This window comes from Pseudomonas sp. GV071 (genome assembly GCF_003050835.1).
Lineage (GTDB): Bacteria > Pseudomonadota > Gammaproteobacteria > Pseudomonadales > Pseudomonadaceae > Aquipseudomonas.
This window is the reverse complement of record NZ_QAOJ01000001.1, coordinates 771,967-788,418: the sequence shown is the minus strand read 5'-3', so window position 1 is coordinate 788,418 and position 16,452 is coordinate 771,967. Positions and strand designations below refer to the sequence as shown.

Below are 16,452 nucleotides of genomic sequence, written 5' to 3'. Positions count from 1 at the left end.
ACCCCAGCCCTCTCCCGTAAACGGGAGAGGGGGCTGACCGAGTCAGTCGCAATAACGGGCTTGTCTCCCCTCGCCCGTTTACGGGAGAGGGGCCGGGGGTGAGGGCCAGCCATCACACAAAAACTCATGACTGCACCGACATATCCAACCCACGCTTCTTGCGCCAGGCATTCCAGCGCTGCGCCAGGCGGTCGAAGGCCAGGTAAATCACCGGCGTAGTGAACAGCGTCAGCACCTGGCTGAGGAGCAAACCACCGACCATGGCGATACCCAACGGTCGGCGCAATTCCGCGCCGGCGCCGGCTGCCAGCATCAGCGGCAAGGCGCCGAGCAAGGCCGCCAGGGTGGTCATCAGAATCGGCCGAAAACGCAGCAAACAGGCCTGGTAGATCGCGTCCGCCGCATTCATGCCCTGGTTGCGTTCAGCGTCCAGGGCGAAGTCGATCATCATGATCGCGTTCTTTTTGACGATGCCGATCAGCAGGATGATGCCGATGATCGCCACGATGCCGATCTCCTCCCCCGCCACCATCAACGCCAGCAAGGCGCCAACGCCCGCCGAGGGCAAGGTGGAGAGAATGGTCACCGGGTGAATAAAGCTCTCGTAGAGAATGCCGAGCACGATGTACATGGTCACCACCGCCGCCAGAATCAGCAGCAAGGTGCTCGACAGCGAGCTCTCGAACGCCAGCGCGGCGCCGCGGAAGCTGGTCTGCACGCCGACCGGCAATTGCATCTCCTGCTCCACCTGGCGAATCGCTTTGACCGCCTCGCTCAGCGACACATTGGGCGCCAGGTTGAACGACAGGGTCGCCGCCGGGAACTGCGAAATATGGTTGATCGCCAGCAGCGTGGTGCGCTCCTCGATGGTCGCCAGCGACGACAGACGCACCTGGGTGCCATCGCTGCTGCTGACGTAGAGGTTCTCCAGTGACTCGGGGCCGAGCTGGAATTGCGGCGCCACTTCCAGCACCACGCGGTATTGGGTGGCCTGGGTGAAGATGGTCGAGATCAGCCGCTGACCGAAAGCGTTGTACAGCGCGCTGTCGACATCGGCCAGCGACACGCCGAGGCGCGAGGCGGCGTCGCGGTCGATGTTGACGAAGGCTTGCAGGCCTTTGTCCTGCCAGTCGCTGGCCACATCGGCGAGCTCTGGCAGTTGCTGCAGACGCTCCATCAACAACGGCACCCACTTGGCCAGCACGTCGGGATCGGAGTCTTGCAGGGTGAACTGGTACTGGGTACGCGCCACGCGGTCTTCGATGGTCAGGTCCTGCACCGGTTGCAGGTACAGGCGCACGCCAGGAATCTGGTCTAGGGTCGGTTGCAGACGGCGGATCACCTCAGTGGCGCTGACATCCCGCTCGCTGTGGGGCTTGAGGTTGATCAGCAGGCGCCCGGTGTTGAGCGTGGCGTTGCTGCCGTCGACGCCGATAAAGGCCGTCAGGCTGGCCACTGCCGGGTCACTGAGCAAGGCCTTGGACAATGCCTGCTGACGCTCGGCCATGGACTGGAACGAGATCGACTGCGGCGCTTCGGCAATGGCCTGGATCACCCCGGTGTCCTGCACCGGGAAGAAGCCTTTGGGCATAAAGGTGTAGAGCACCGCAGTGAGCACCAGGGTGCCCAGGGCGATCAGCAAGGTCAGCGGCTGATGACGCAATACCACCCGCAGCGCGCGGCCGTAGGCGGCGATCAAACGCTCGATGGCGGCGCCGGTCGCGCGGGCAAAACGGCCGTGCTTTTCTTCCGGAATATGCTTGAGCAATTTGGCGCAGAGCATGGGCGTGAGTGTCAGCGAAACCACACCCGAGATCAGAATCGCCACCGCCAGGGTGATGGCGAATTCGCGGAACAGGCGCCCCGCCACATCGCCCATGAACAGCAGCGGAATCAGCACGGCGATCAGCGAGAAGGTCAGGGAAATGATGGTGAAGCCGATCTGCTTGGAGCCTTTGAGCGCGGCCTCCAGCGGCGTATCACCCTCCTCCAGGTAACGGCTGATGTTCTCCACCATGACGATGGCATCGTCCACCACAAAGCCGGTGGCGATGGTCAGCGCCATCAGCGACAGGTTGTTCACCGAAAAGCCGGCCAGGTACATCACCCCGAAGGTGCCGATCAAGCTCAGCGGCACCGCAAGGCTGGGGATCAGGGTGGCGGAAAAACTGCGCAGGAACAGGAAGGTCACCATCACCACCAAGGCAATGGCCAGCACCAGTTCGAACTGCACATCAGCCACCGACGCGCGGATGGTGGTGGTGCGGTCGGTGAGCACCTGCACATCGAGGCTACCCGGCAGGCTGGCTTGCAGCTGCGGCAGCATGGCTTTGATGCTGTCGACCACCTTGATCACGTTGGCGCCCGGTTGGCGCTGGATGTTCAGTACCACGGCCGGGGTCTCGTTGGCCCAGGCGGCCAGGCGGGTGTTCTCCGCCGCATCATCAACGCTGGCGACATCTTTGAGGCGCAGCGGCGCGCCGTTTTTATAGGCGACGATCAGGTCGCGGTAGGCCGAGGCCGATTTCAGTTGGTCGTTGGCATCCAGGGTCGAGGCGCGGGTCGGGCCGTCGAAACTGCCTTTGGGGCCATTAAGGTTGTTATTGGAAACGGTGGTGCGCAGGTCGTCCAGATTGAGGCCGGCCGCAGCCAGGGCCGAAGGGTTGGCGCGAATCCGCACCGCCGGGCGCTGGCCACCGCTGATGCTGACCAGGCCGACGCCGGAAATCTGCGAGATCTTCTGCGCCAGGCGGGTGTCCACCAGGTCTTGCACCTGCGGCAACGGCAGGTTGCTGGAGGTAATTGCCAGGGTCAGGATCGGCGCATCGGCCGGGTTCACTTTGCTGTACGAAGGCTGGTACGGCAGGTCGCTGGGCAGCAGGCTGCTGGCGGTGTTGATCGCCGCCTGCACTTCCTGCTCGACCACATCGAGGTTGCTGTCGAGGGTGAACTGCAGGGTGATCACCGAGGCGCCACCCGAACTGCTCGAAGACATTTCATTCAGGCCGGCGATCTGCCCGAGCTGGTTTTCCAGCGGCGCGGTAACCGACGAGGTCATGATTTCCGGGCTGGCACCGGGGTACGACGTGACCACCTGGATGGTCGGGTAATCGACTTCCGGCAACGCCGAAATCGGCAGAAAACGGTAGGCGATGATCCCCGACAGCAGGATCGCCACCATCAATAAGGTGGTCGCTACCGGCCGCAGAATAAACGGGCGCGACGGGTTCATTGCGCGGCTCCGTCCTTGCCTTGCGGCGCGGCATCACCTTGGCCGAACGGCTTCTGCCCGGTTTCTTCGCTGACTTCTTTTTTCACTTGCTCAGCAGCCGCCAGGCGCACGGCCATGCCATCGCGCAGGCGGTCGGTGCCTTCCACCACCACTTGTTCATCGGCGTTGAGGCCCTTCTCCACCACCACCCGCTCACCTTCGCTGGTACCCAAGGTGACGCTGCGTTGAGCGACTTTGTCGCCCTCACCCAGCACATACACATAGGTGCCTTCGTTACCGCGCTGCACCGCGTTGGCAGGAATCAGCAGCACGTCGTGCAGGGTTTCGGCGAGCAGGCGCACGTTGACGAACTGGTTGGGGAACAGCGAGCGGTCAGCGTTTTCGAATTTGGCTTTGAGCTTGACCGTGCCGGTGGTGGTGTCGATCTGGTTGTCCAGGGTCACCAGTTCGCCGGTAGCCAGGGTGACGTCTTTATTACGATCCAACGCCTCTACCGGTGCAGGGCCTTTTTTGTTGCCCGGCGCCTGGTTGAGCTGGGCAGCAATGGTGCCGAGCTGTTGCTGCGGCAGGCTGAATACCACGGCAATCGGTTTGACCTGGGTGATCACCACCAAGGGTGTGGTGTCGCTGGAGGTCACCAGGTTGCCGACGTCGACCTGCCGCAAACCGAGGCGACCGCTGATGGGCGCGCGCACTTCAGTAAAGGCCAGGTTGAGCTTGGCGTCATCGACCTGGCCCTGGTTGGTTTTCAGGGTGCCCTGGTATTGGTTGAGCAGCGCGGCCTGGGTGTCCAGGGTCTGCTTGGCAATGGAGTCTTCGGCGTACAGGCCCTTGTAGCGATCGAGGTCGATCTGCGCGTTTTTCAGTTGCGCCTGGTTCTGTTGCAGGGTGCCTTCGGCTTGGGCCAGCGCGGCTTTATAGGGACGGGGGTCGACCACGGCGAGCAGGTCGCCGGCCTGCACTTCCTGGCCTTCGGTGAACAGCACCTTGACCAGCTCGCCATTGACCCGCGGCTTGACGTTCACCGTGCTGAACGCGGTGACGGTGCCCAGGGCGTGGTAGTGCACGTCAAGGTCGCTGCGCTGCACCTTGGCGACGCTGACGGTCATGCCCGCCGCCGCACCAGGAGGCCCCATACCCGGGCGGCCGCGCACCTTGCCTTCAGGGCCGGCTGTGCTTTTCGCAGCGGACAACCAGATAACCAACAACACCACGCCAGCGAAGGCAGCGGCAGTGATCAACCAAGGGCGAAGGGTACGAAAGGTCATGGGGCATCATCGATTGCAAATTCGAGCCCGCACGATAAGCACTGCAACGACGAACGGAAAGCCTCTTTACCGGCTTTTTACCTATCTCTGACTTTTTACTAAGCGATTGACCCGTAAATGAAAACGGCCCACCGAGGTGGGCCGTTCAAGTATTGCCAGGTGTTACATAAAACTTACTTCAGAGCGGCAACTGCAGCTTCGTAGTTCGGCTCGCTACCGATTTCGGCAACCAGCTCGCTGTGCAGCACCTTGTCGTTTTCATCCAGCACCACCACGGCACGGGCAGCAACGCCAGCCAGTGGGCCGTTGGCGATGGCCACGCCGTAGTCGGCGAGGAAGTCGGCGCCGCGCATGGTCGACAGGTTGACGACGTTTTGCAGGCCTTCGGCACCGCAGAAACGTGCTTGGGCAAATGGCAGGTCAGCGGAAATGCACAGCACCACGGTGTTGGCCAGGTTGCTGGTTTCGGCGTTGAACTTGCGAACCGAAGTGGCGCAGGTCGGGGTGTCGACGCTTGGGAAGATGTTCAGCACTTTACGTTTGCCGGCCAGACTGGCCAGGGTCACGTCGCTCAGATCGGCGCCAACCAGGCTGAACGCCGGGGCTTTCTGGCCAGCTTGCGGCAGCTCGCCAGTGACTTGAACAGGGTTGCCTCGCAGGGTTACTTGGGCCATGAACGGATTCCTTTTTTTAGGGTGGGTGTTTTGGGTTGCTAAGGGGGCCAGAGTTAAGCACGAAAGGGATTACGCGACCATGACCGCAGAGTCAAAAAAGCTCACGAAGCTGCTCAGCCTTTTGCAGCAGCGGCTTTAGCCGCGATGCTTTTGCTTTTAAAAGCATCGCGGCTAAAGCCGCTCCTACAGGACTAGGTTCGCTAGAAATCTCGCTTGTAGAAAATATCCAGCGAGCTTGCCAGGCCACTGGCTGCTTCCACGTAGACCTTCTTGGTCAACTCATACCTCAAGGCGATAGTGCTGGCAGGCTCGAATACGCCGACGCCATACCGCAGGCTCAATTTCTCCGACAGATTGCCGCTAGCCACCACGCTGGTTTGTGCGCCAGTGCCGCCGGTGTCCAGTTGGAAATCGCTGATGCCCAGGCGCTGCGCCACCGCGCCGGTCACCCCGGAACTGCCCATCAAGCCCAGGCCCAGGGCCGCTTCGGCGAGCATGTTGTTGTCGCCACTGCCGCTGCTGGCCGGACGCCCGAGCACTAGGTAGGACAGTGCCTGCTGCTGCCCCATGGTCGGTTCGGAGAACACCTGGGTGGTGGGTTGTTCGGCGTTGCCGCTGATGCGCAACCCGGCGGTAACGCTGTCGACCTGGCGGATCGCTTCGACGTCCAGGTACGGCTGGTCGATCGGCCCGGCGAAGAGCAGCCGGGCGCGACGCAAGGTCAGGCGTTGGCCATAGGCGCGGTAGCGGCCTTTGTTCAGGGTCAGTTCGCCACGGGTGTCGAGGTTGTCGCCCATGTGCAGGTGCCCGGCCAACTCGGCATTCAAGCCAAAACCACTGAAGGTAAGCGGCGGCTGGCCGTCCGGGGCGCCGACGCTGATGTCGATATCCATCGCCACCGCCTGGCTCTGCCTTGCTTGCGGATCGTGGGCGCCGACCACCTGGGCGTCTTCGGAAACCTTGACGGTGGACGGCGGCAGTTGGCGGATCTCGATCTTGCCGCGCGGCACCTGCACCTTGCCGGCCACCGCCAGGCGCTGTTCTGCCAGGCGAATGTTCAGGTCCGGGTGCACTTCCAGGGTGGCATAGGGCTCGACTACCACCGGCAAACGGCTGCCGAGCAGGTGCAGGTCAACGTTGAGGCCGTTGGCCCAAGCCAGTTGCCCGTTCAGGCTGCCTTCGCCCGCCTCGCCGCTGTGCCAGTTGCTGCTCAGTTGCAGTTGCTCGCCGGCGATCAATGCCTCGGCGTGCAGGCCCTGCACACTGACTGGCAGCTCGCTGCCCGCCACCTCGCCGTCCTGCACAACCAGCCGGCCATTGACCTGCGGTGCGAGCAAGCCACCAGACAAGGTGCCGCTGCCATTCAGATGGCCGCTCAACCGCTCCACCATCGGCAAAAATGGCCGCGCCAGGCCGAGGTCGAGGCCAGCCAGTTGGAAGGTGCCGCTGATGGGTTTGTTGGCCGGGCGCGGGTTGATTTGCGCTTGCAGGGTCAGTTGGCCGAGTTGTGGGCCATGGAAATCCAGCTGGGTATCGATGCGCTGTGGCCGTAGTTGGCTGGTAAGACTGAAGCGGTCATAGGGCAGATCCAGCCAATGGCCGTTGTCACGCACCCGTAGGTTGCCGGTGCCCAGGTCCAGGCGGATATCGCCCTTGGGGCCACTGGCCGGCAGGTCAAGCTTGAGCTCGGCGTTCAATTGCCCCTGCCAGGCGAAGTCGGCTGGCCACCACTGCGCCAAGGTCTGCATCGGAAAATCGCGCAGGCGCCAGCGCAAGCGCGGTTCGGGAAGCAGGCGTTGGTCGTCGCCACACAGGCTGGCCGCGCCGCTCTGCCAGCAATGGGCGCCGAGGTTCAGTTGACCGTTGGCCAGGCGTTGCAACGGCGCCGCCTGCTGCAACTGCCAGACCTGGTCGGCGGTTTCCACCTGGCCACTGGCGATACGCCCGCGCCAATCGAAGTTCTGCGCCAGGGTGCCGTCCGCCGCCAGGGCCAGTTTGAGTTTGCTGCCATCGAGATCGAGGCTGACCCGCTGTTGCTGGCGATTGCCGCTACCTTGCAGGTGCAGACGGCCGAGGTCGGTGTCTCCGGTTTGAATGCCGGTACCAGTAAGGTCGAGCGTGCCGCGTTGCTGGCTGTCCAGTTTGGCGGTCAGGTTCAGGGTGGCCAGTTTCTGTTGCTGATACGCCAGCTGCGCGCCTTGCAGGTTCAACTGCCCTTGCGGTGTTTGCAGCGTGCCGGCGAGATCCAGTTGACCCTTCACCTGGCCCGCCAATTGCGGCCACAGCTGCCCCAGGCGCGGCATGGCGATGCTGAGTTGTCCGGCCAGACGTTGATCCAACGTGCCCTGCCCCTGCACACGGTTATCGCCCAGGCGCACATCCAGCTTGCTCACCTGCCAGCGCTCTCCGGCGCCGGCGGCCTGCACCTGTAGCAACGCCGGCTGGCCACGCAGACGGCCGCTCAGGTCGAGGTCGGCATCCAGCTTCAGTTGTTCGCGGTATTCGCCCTGGCTACGCAAACTGCCACCGAGGGTGCCGGGCAACTCGGCCAGCCAGTACGCCGGGTTGAGCTGGCTGAGTTGCAGGCGGCTGCCCCAGCGGATGCCGTCGGCGAAGCCTAGCGTCACCTGCCCTTCAGCCTTGCCCTGGCCGGCTTGCAGCAACAGGCTGACCAGGTGCACTTGTTTCAAGTCGCCACTGACCGGGCTACTGAGGCTAAAGGTGCCGGCCGGGCCGTCGAGGTCGGCGGCAAAATGGCCAAGGTAATTGCCGTCCTGGTAATGCACCTGGCCGGTCAGGCGCTGCAGGTTGACGGCGGGCTTCTCGACCTGCGGCCAGATTCGCCGCCAGGGGAAGTCCAGCCAGGTGAACTGGGCGTCGGCGCTGAAGGCATCCTGCCAATCCAGTTGGCCGCTGACGGTGACGTGTTGCTCGGCCTCGGCCTGCAAGGTCAGGGCCTGAATATCGGCGCCGCCGGCGGTGACCAGACCGGCCAGGGTCAGCGGAATGTCGCCGCCCTCGGCAGCCAACCCGGCCGTGCCGTTGACTTGATAACCCGCACTCAAGGTGCCGGCGGCAGTCACGCTTATGTGGTTCAAGGAGGGCATTTGCGCGCTCGGCGTAAACGACTCAGCGTTGATCGCCACCTGCGCCGGCAGCCCTTCAGCCAGCGCTTGCACCTGGCCTTGCAACTGCGCAGCCAGGTAACCGCTGCTCTGCGCGTTAACGTGCAAGCGGCCGAGCACATCGCCCTGCACCTGCAGCATTACCTGCCAGGCTTGCTGCTCCGGCGCCGGTAACTGCACGCTGCCTTCGACGGTCAATGGCCACTGGCCCTGGGGATCGAGGTGGCCGTGCACATCCAGCACCACGCCGTTGCTATTGCCTTGCAAACGCTCGATGGCCAGACCGGCCACGCCCCAGTGCGCCACCAGCTGCAACTGGTTCGCCTGTTCACCGCCGTTATAAAGGATGCGGCCCAGCTGAATGTCGCCGAGTTGCAGCGCCAGGGGCAGCTTCAGGTTGGGCAGGCTCAGCGGTTCGTCACTGGCTGAGTCGCTGCCGGGAAACTGCAGGCTGAGTTGGTCGGCCTGTACCTGGTCCAGGCACAGCGTCAGCTTGAGCAAACAAACCGGTGACCAGGCAAACCGCACCTGGCTCAGCGCCACCTGATCGTCGCCCTGCTGCCAGGTCAGACTGTCGGCGCGCCAGGCGCCACCCAAACGCCCCTCAAACCCCTGCACCTGCACGCCAGGCGCCTGGCTCAGCAACCAGCGGCTGCCCGCTTGGGTGCCGAGCAACAGGGCCACCACCATTAGCACGCAGACCACTACAGCCAGCAGCCCGAAGGCGCCACGTTTGAGCCAGGTCATAGCTCCGGCCCCATGGAAAAGTGCAGGCGAAAACCACCGTCATCATCCAGCGCCCGCGCCAGGTCCAGGCGAATCGGCCCCACCGGCGAGATCCAGCGCACACCCATGCCCACCCCGGTTTTCAGGGTTGGAATCTCCAGGGTCTGGAAGGCATTGCCCTGGTCGACAAACGCCGCCCAGCGCCAACGTTCGGCGAAGGAATACTGGTACTCGACGCTACCCGCCACCAGGTACCGGCCGCCGATGCGGTCGCCTTGGTCGTTCTCTGGCGACAGCGATTGATAGTCGTAGCCGCGCACGCTCTGGTCGCCACCGGCAAAGAAGCGCAGCGACGGCGGCACAGCTTTGTAGTCGTCGGTGGCGCTGCCGCCAAACTGCACACGGCCGAGGAAACGGTGCTTGTCCCACAGGGTGGTCAGGCCCTTGGCCAACACCGTGCCGTACAGCAGGTTGCTGTCGGAGATCAGCCCGTCTTTGGCAACGGATGCCTCGAATTGCAGGCGGTAGCCGTTGCCGGGGTCGACGGCATTGTCGCTGTGCAGGTAGGAATAACTGACGCCGGGCATCAGCAAGGTGCTCAAGCCGTTGTCGCTGCCCAGGCGGTATTCCTCGCGTTGCAGCTTCACCGACAGCACTTGCTGCCAGCCGCTATCGAGCTTGCTGTGCCACTCGGGACCGGCGGTCAGCAGGCGGCTGAGGCTGTCGGTGTCGGCCAGTTCTTCGTACTGGTAACCGCCGGCCAGGCGCAGTTTGTCGGTGAGTGGCGGGTTGCCGGGAATGTCGTACCACAGGCCGACGTTCTGCCGCGGCGCCGACAGTTCCATCTCGGTGCCGTAACTGTCGCCCTGGGGGTTGGCCCAATGGCGGGTCCAATTGAATTTCGCCCGCGGCCCGACGTCGGTGGAAAAGCCCAGGCCTACGCCCATGGTCCGTGGTTTGCGGGTGGCCAGGTCGATGTTTACCGGCACTTGCTCGCCACTGCCCTGGGTCGGCGCGGCATCTACCCGCACGCTGTCGAAATAGCCGCTGCCTTGCAGGTTCTGATAGAGCGTGGCGATCAGGTCGGAGTCATACGCGGTGCCCGGCTTGAACGGCACCATGCGCTCGAGCAGTTGGGTGTCGAAGGTGTCATCGCCACTGAAACGGGTCGGGCCAAAGTAGTAGCGCGGGCCGCTGGCGTAGATCAACTCGACATCCGCTACCCCAGCCACCGGATCAATGGCCAGGCGCTGACTGCTGAAATGGCCGCTGAAAAAACCGTAGCGCGACGCCTGGTTCTGGATCAGCCGTTTGGCGTCTTCATAGTGGCCGTGGTTGAGCACCGCGCCGCTAGTCAGCTGGCTGCTTTTGGGTACTCGGAAGGCGGGCAACTGCGCGGCAGGGCCGTCGATGCGCACGGTGACGTTGCGCAAATGCACTGGCTCGCCCGGCACGATGCGGATGATCAGGCGCGGGCCTTTGTCGTTGTGGTCGACCTCGCTGTCTATCTGCGCCTGGTAGTAACCCAGGGCCTCCACCGCCTTGCGGGCCTGCACCAAGGCACCGCGACTGAAACGTTGCAGGGCCTGTTCGTCGCGCTCGCCGAGGTCACCCACATAGCCAATGACATTGGCTTTGAGCGCTGCATTGGCCGGTTTGATGCGCACGCTGAGCTGCGTCTGCGCGAAGGCCGTGGTGGTAGTGAGCAACAGCGCCAACGCCAGCCCGATCGTTCCGTGAAAAGTCATGGGGGCGGATGCTACCACGGGCGGCACGGCATTCCAGAGCCACCCGTGGCCTCCAACACGGCACCAGATTCAGGCGCTGGCGCGGGAAACCTGCTGCGGGCTGGCATGAAAAAATACATGTTCGCGGATCGGACCCACCGCCACTTCGCCGATTTCCTCGTACCCCTGGCGCTGGTAGAAATCCAGGTAGCGCGGGTTGCCGGTATCCAGCACCACGCCCAGCGAGGTTTCGTCTTCGGCACACCAGTTGTGCAGCGCTTCGAGCAGTTGCTCGCCCAGGTGCCGGCCCTGGAACTCCGGGTGCACACCCAGCAGTGGCAGCACGTGGTACTGGCCCGGCGGCAGGCTGGCCAGCACCGCGTCGTGGTAATGCAGGTAGCGCTTGGTGCAGCGCAGGCCGGTGGTCAGCAACATACGCAGGCGCCAGCTCCAGCTTTCGGTGATGTCCAGGCGTCGCTGTGGCGGTGCGATCAGCGCCAGGGCCACCAAGCGGTCGTTAATGATCAGGCCAATGGCTGGCAGGTCTTCGAGAAAATGCCGTTGCACCAGTTCGCGCACCGTAGCGCGCACGCGCTGGTCGTAGCCGGGGCGTTCGGATTCGAACAGATAACCGAAGGTCGGCTCGTGGCGGTAGGCGTGGTACAGCAAGGAGCGGGCTTCACGGACAAAGCTGCTGTCGAGCAGGCGCACTTGCGCCGCAGGAATGGCAAAGGACGTCGGCATGCACGGTTACCTCGGTTCGCCTGCCCGGTCGCGCGCCCTGCTGTTTAAGCAACGCTGGCCCCAGACGGCTTTTATTGTTGGTTTTTATTGTTATCAAAGCCGTCCTCACGTTAGCAGCCGGGGCGCCGGCTCGCCACACGCTGGCCGCACGGCCGGGCATCGGCTAGCATCGCAGGCCGTCGTATTTGTTTGCCTTCGTTTTTTGCCTGATTTTGTTGCCTGATAAGGACCCCGCCGCCCATGAAGATCGTTTCCTTCAACATCAACGGCCTGCGCGCCCGCCCCCATCAACTGGCGGCGCTGATCGAAAAACACCAGCCGGACGTGATCGGTCTGCAGGAAACCAAAGTGGCGGACGAGCAGTTCCCCTTCGCCGAGGTCGAGGCCCTGGGCTACCAGGTGCACTGGCATGGGCAGAAAGGCCACTACGGTGTAGCGTTGCTGTCGCGTCAGGCGCCGCTGGAGCTACACAAAGGCTTCCCCGGTGATGAAGAAGATGCCCAGCGACGTTTTATCTACGGCACCTTTGCGGACGAGAACGGCCAGCCGGTCACCGTCATGAACGGCTACTTCCCACAGGGCGAAAGCCGCGACCACCCGACCAAATTCCCGGCCAAGCAGCGCTTCTATGCCGACCTGCAAACCCTGCTGACCACCCAGTTCAAGCCCGATCAGGCGCTGGTGGTGATGGGCGACATCAACATCTCCCCGGAAGACATCGACATCGGCATTGGCGAAGAAAACCGCAAGCGCTGGCTGAAAACCGGCAAATGCAGTTTCCTGCCGGAAGAACGTGAGTGGCTGGCCACCCTGAAAAACTGGGGCCTGGTCGACAGCTTCCGCCACCTGCACCCCGAGGTGAATGACCGCTTCAGCTGGTTCGACTACCGCAGCCGCGGCTTCGAAGACGAACCCAAACGTGGCCTGCGCATCGATGTGATCCTCGCCACCGCGCCGCTGCAAGGGCGGATCAAAGATGCCGGCATCGACTACGACCTGCGCGGCATGGAGAAACCCTCTGACCACGCGCCGATCTGGGTCGAGCTCGGGTAAAACGCAAAAAGATGCCTCAGCCTGACGTGGCTGAGGCGCCCTGCCCTCACTCAAGACGTGAAACGTTTGACCAACTGGCTGAGGTCCGCCGCCAGTCAGGACAGCTCGCCCGCGGCAATGCTGGTTTGCTGCGCGCTTAGGGGAAATTGGATCGCCAGGTTGCGGATGCTGAACAGGCTGCAGTCCTCGTCCATGGCCAGCGCGCTTGCTCCTCGGCGGCGGCAATCATCAGTGTGATGGGAACGGTTTTTTCTTTTTGAACCAGACCGAACAAAAGATCGAGGCTGAAAATGCTCCCACAGAAAACCAGAGTTCACGTGGGAGCGGCTTCAGCCTCTACTGCTGCAAAAGGCGATGCTTTTGGCTATCAATGCTCGGTAGTGATGTCCAGGGTATCGGTGTAGGTGATGGAGACGGTCTGGCCGACTTTCAGGTTTTTCATCCGCTCTTGCAGCTCGGGTTTTTCCACGGTGACAGTTTTGGTTTTGCCAGCGGGGCCGATCAGGGTGACTTGATGTTTGGCCTGGTCGATAGCGGTGATTTTCAGGCGCACGCTGACTTGTCGGAAAGCGGCACCACCGGGGTTGGGGTTGGCTTCGGTGGCGCGGGCGACGCCGGCTTTTTCTTTGACTGCGGTGGCTTTGTCGGTGTCGGTGTCGAGCACCGCCACGACCGAGCGGGTGACGACGGCGTGCACGGTGTCGCCAGCTTTGAGTTTGTCGAGGTTCTTCGCCTGGTCGGTGAGTTGGATTTCAGCTTCCTGGCCTTCGGTATCTTTGAGCACGACCAAGTGTTTGGCGGCGTCGACGGAAACCACGGTAGCCGTCAGCTTATCCGCGATCAGCGCGCCGGAGATCGGCACTTCTTCGGCGTGGGCAAGGTTGATGGCGGCAAACAAGGTGGCCAAGGCGGCAGCTTTGGTAAAGGCACGTACTGGTTTCATCGGGTCACTTTCCCTGTAGCAAATATGAATGTACTGGACTAACTCCAGCCCTCACTCCACGCGCAATTAATGTGGATACCCCGAGGTTCGCTACAGCGTAGCTGGCTTGCCGGGCACGGCAATGCGGGTTACTCAGATAACCCTGAGCGCACTGGCGCATGTTCGGCCATCACCTCCACGACCCAGTCGATGAACACCCGCAGTTTCAGGCTGACGTGCCGGTTCGGCGGGTACGCCACGTACAGCGGCATTGGCTCCATTTGCCAGTCTTCGAACAGCGGCAACAACTGCCCCGCCGCCACCGGCGCCTTGGCCATATACGCCGGCAGCCAGAGCATACCCAGCCCGGCGATCCCGGCGGCCAGGTAGGCATTGCCATCGTCGACGGCGAGCACATAACGGCCCTGCACATGGACGCTTTCGTCGCCTTTGCCCATTGCATAGGGCAGCGCCTTGCCCGTTCGCGCCCAAAGAAACCCGACCACCCGGTGAGCGGAGTCTTCCAGGACGCGGGGATGGGCCGGCCTGCCCAGGCGTTGCAGGTAACTGGGCGCGGCGTACACGCCCAACTGCAGATCGCCGACCTTGCGCGCCATCAGCGATTGATCGCTGAGCTCGCCGCCGCGCACCACGCAGTCAACCTTCTCGCCGATCAGGTCGACGATACGGTCACTGACGCCCATGTCGATCTGGATATCCGGATAACGCTCATGAAAATCCGCCAGCGCCGGCACCAACAAGGTACTGGCCAATGGGCTGGGCACGTCCACCCGCAGCCGGCCCCGGGGCACGGTCGCGGCGCCGGACAAGCTGGTTTCAGCGTCATCCAGATCGCCGAGCAAGCGCACCACACGCTCGTAGTACACCGCGCCATCGGCAGTGAGGTTGACCTTGCGTGTGGTGCGATTGAGCAGCTTGACCCGCAGCCGCGCCTCCAACTGCTGAACCAGCTGGGTGACCGTGGTTTTGCTCATGTGCAGGGTGTCGGCAGCCTTGGTAAAGCTGCCCGCTTCCACCACGCGGGCGAAGGCCAGCATTGCGTCGAATCGGTCCATGGACGGGCTCCTGGGCGCGGGATTGTTTGGCATTTGCAAACAGTGATGACCAAGGTTGCCCGTTTATCCACCCCAGGCCAAGGCCTAGAGTCACTTCATCCCCTCACTGATGGAGTACTCCCATGACCCAGCGCGACGTTGTTTTCCCCCCACAGCGCCAAGCCCTGTATGAGCGCAACCGTTACTCGCCAGCCATTCGTTCCGACGGCTTTCTGTTCGTCTCTGGCCAGGTCGGCAGCAAGGCCGATGGCTCGCCCGAAGCGGACCTGGAAACCCAGGTGCGCACGGCGTTCAACAACCTCAACGAAATTCTCAAGGCGGCCGGTTGCAGCTTTGACGACGTGGTCGATGTGACAGTGTTTATCGTCAACCCCGAGGAAAAATTCGAAACCATCTGGGCGGTGGTGCCGGAGTTCTGGGGCGAAGCCCCGCACCCTACCCTCACCGGCATTGGCGTGACCTGGCTGTATGGCTTCGATTTCGAGATCAAGGTGATCGCCAAACTGCCAGAACCTGCGATCGCCTAAACGGTGAGCTTCATCAATCGGTAACAAAACCCAGCCAACCTACCCACACGCAGCTTATGTGCGTGTGTGCTCGATTAATTGCCGACCCTGGGTTGGCATTTTTTTTGACCGGCTGAACGCTAGCCGCAGGAGGCGAACATGGATATCGCAGTGCAAAAAGAAACCACCGCCAGCCGTGAAACCTGGACGGTAAAAACCGGCAGCATGGCCATTTCTTTCTCCGACCAGAACTCGGCCATGAACTTTGCCGACAAGCTCAAAGAGCGCGTCGAGGCACCGCACCCGTTGCTGGGTGAGGTGCTGTTGTCGACCTATGCGGGCCTAGGCGAAGTGACGCAATAAAACCCCGTCAGCGGTTGGGCATGGCGCCGCCCAACCGCGTTTTCAATGCTTGTTTTTCACCAGGGTGAACATGCGCACGCGGTCGCTGATCTCCTGAAAGGTGTGGCGAAACGCATCCGGCTGATCGCTGCTGGCAGGGTCGGCGAAATTCCATACCAGCGCCTCGCCCGAGGTCGGCAGCAACTGCCCCTCATCAGCAGCCTTGTCGCACAACTCGATCAAGTAATCGAAATGCTGGCCGGCGAACACCTCGATGGATTTGCTGCGCAGCCCTTGGGCACTGACGCCGGCATGCTCCAGGGTGGCAACCGCACGCTCATCCAGCGGCTGCGGCAAGGTGCCGGCGCTTTGCGCCTCGAAGTGCTCGTTCTCAATATGACGCAACAATGCTTCGGCCATCGGCGAGCGCGCATCGTTGCCGACACAGACGAATAGAACCCGTAGCTTTTCGCTCATGCAGTGGTGCTCCTGGGTGGACGGTCCCCAGTGGACGATAACGGCGTTTGATGACAGCCGGGTGTCGGCGATTTTGTTGCAACCAAAGCGCGCAGGCCCTGGTCTGTACACCCAGCAGAAATGATCTGAGCGCCCTGCTCAGCCATCAAACCGCAATATCGCCGCCCTACAGTGCAGCCTCGAATTCAGGAGTTACCCCTTGTGAGCCGCGCCACCCGAAACCTGTGCAAAACCCTCGACCTGATCGCCGCCAATAACGAGGCCGCTGCCATTGCCGTGATGCGCGCAGCCGAAGCGAGTAACGACCAGGTGTTGAAACAGCAGTTGCTGAACGTTATCCATCGCCTGAATGTCGACGCTGCCCTGCTGCAGGCCAGCCGCCATGAAATTGCCAACGACGGCTTGAAGCGCGCCTGAGCCCGTTAACCCGTCAAGGCTGAGCGTCACGCCGTCTACTTGTTTTGCCCGGCCCAAGGCCCGGTTTGGCTGGCCATACCGGCCGTCGGCGTGTAAGGTTGCCCCCGGGTGTCGCGACTGCGGGTGCAGTCAGGCAGGTTTTTTGTGTTGGTCGGGCCGCCAC

The 16,452-nt window shown here is 62.6% G+C and carries 13 protein-coding genes; 4 read left to right on the top strand and 9 right to left on the bottom strand.

Going from position 1 to position 16,452, the window contains the following annotated elements; genetic code table 11:
* Nucleotides 1-124: 124 nt before the first annotated feature.
* The 6 genes from C8K61_RS03490 to C8K61_RS03465 all read right to left on the bottom strand — a co-directional run bounded on the left by C8K61_RS03490 (nt 125) and on the right by C8K61_RS03465 (nt 11,496).
* Nucleotides 125-3,232 (bottom strand): MdtB/MuxB family multidrug efflux RND transporter permease subunit, encoded by a 3,108-nt coding sequence (locus C8K61_RS03490; RefSeq protein WP_108094771.1) that lies wholly within the window; start codon nt 3,230-3,232, stop codon nt 125-127.
* Nucleotides 3,229-4,500 carry an MdtA/MuxA family multidrug efflux RND transporter periplasmic adaptor subunit gene (locus tag C8K61_RS03485; protein ID WP_108094770.1) on the bottom strand — a complete coding sequence of 424 codons (1,272 nt, stop codon included), beginning with the start codon at nt 4,498-4,500 and terminating at the stop codon, nt 3,229-3,231. Before C8K61_RS03485 ends, C8K61_RS03490 begins: the two co-directional genes overlap by 4 nt.
* 173 nt (nt 4,501-4,673) lie before the next feature.
* Nucleotides 4,674-5,174 (bottom strand): thiol peroxidase, encoded by a 501-nt coding sequence (tpx, locus tag C8K61_RS03480; protein ID WP_108094769.1) that lies wholly within the window; start codon nt 5,172-5,174, stop codon nt 4,674-4,676.
* A gap of 200 nt (nt 5,175-5,374) precedes the next feature.
* Entirely contained in the window at nt 5,375-9,046 is a 3,672-nt protein-coding gene (locus C8K61_RS03475) for a translocation/assembly module TamB domain-containing protein (RefSeq protein WP_108094768.1), read from the bottom strand.
* Nucleotides 9,043-10,773: an autotransporter assembly complex family protein gene (locus C8K61_RS03470; protein ID WP_108094767.1), complete on the bottom strand. Its 1,731-nt coding sequence runs from the start codon at nt 10,771-10,773 to the stop codon at nt 9,043-9,045. Before C8K61_RS03470 ends, C8K61_RS03475 begins: the two co-directional genes overlap by 4 nt.
* A 69-nt stretch (nt 10,774-10,842) precedes the next feature.
* Nucleotides 10,843-11,496: an N-acetyltransferase gene (locus tag C8K61_RS03465; RefSeq protein WP_108094766.1), complete on the bottom strand. Its 654-nt coding sequence runs from the start codon at nt 11,494-11,496 to the stop codon at nt 10,843-10,845.
* A 240-nt stretch (nt 11,497-11,736) separates the two neighbouring features.
* On the opposite strand from C8K61_RS03465, the gene xthA reads away from it, so the two are divergent.
* Complete coding sequence (gene xthA / locus C8K61_RS03460) at nt 11,737-12,549, top strand: exodeoxyribonuclease III (protein WP_108094765.1); 813 nt, start codon at nt 11,737-11,739, stop codon at nt 12,547-12,549.
* Nucleotides 12,550-12,916: 367 nt separating this feature from the next.
* Here the strand turns inward: xthA and C8K61_RS03455 are convergent, their stop codons facing one another.
* Together C8K61_RS03455 and C8K61_RS03450 are read right to left on the bottom strand one after the other, a co-directional pair.
* Complete coding sequence (locus tag C8K61_RS03455; RefSeq protein ID WP_108094764.1) at nt 12,917-13,492, bottom strand: hypothetical protein; 576 nt, start codon at nt 13,490-13,492, stop codon at nt 12,917-12,919.
* A 128-nt stretch (nt 13,493-13,620) separates the two neighbouring features.
* Entirely contained in the window at nt 13,621-14,547 is a 927-nt protein-coding gene (locus tag C8K61_RS03450; RefSeq protein WP_108094763.1) for a LysR family transcriptional regulator, read from the bottom strand.
* Nucleotides 14,548-14,669: 122 nt separating this feature from the next.
* Here C8K61_RS03450 and C8K61_RS03445 point away from each other — a divergent pair, with 122 nt between their 5' ends.
* Entirely contained in the window at nt 14,670-15,074 is a 405-nt protein-coding gene (locus tag C8K61_RS03445; RefSeq protein ID WP_108094762.1) for a RidA family protein, read from the top strand.
* A gap of 138 nt (nt 15,075-15,212) precedes the next feature.
* Entirely contained in the window at nt 15,213-15,416 is a 204-nt protein-coding gene (locus C8K61_RS03440) for a hypothetical protein (protein WP_108094761.1), read from the top strand.
* Between the two features lie 42 nt (nt 15,417-15,458).
* Here the strand turns inward: C8K61_RS03440 and C8K61_RS03435 are convergent, their stop codons facing one another.
* Nucleotides 15,459-15,872 carry an arsenate reductase ArsC gene (locus C8K61_RS03435; RefSeq protein WP_108094760.1) on the bottom strand — a complete coding sequence of 138 codons (414 nt, stop codon included), beginning with the start codon at nt 15,870-15,872 and terminating at the stop codon, nt 15,459-15,461.
* Nucleotides 15,873-16,073: 201 nt separating this feature from the next.
* Here C8K61_RS03435 and C8K61_RS03430 point away from each other — a divergent pair, with 201 nt between their 5' ends.
* Complete coding sequence (locus tag C8K61_RS03430) at nt 16,074-16,289, top strand: hypothetical protein (protein ID WP_108094759.1); 216 nt, start codon at nt 16,074-16,076, stop codon at nt 16,287-16,289.
* Nucleotides 16,290-16,452 lie beyond the last annotated feature (163 nt).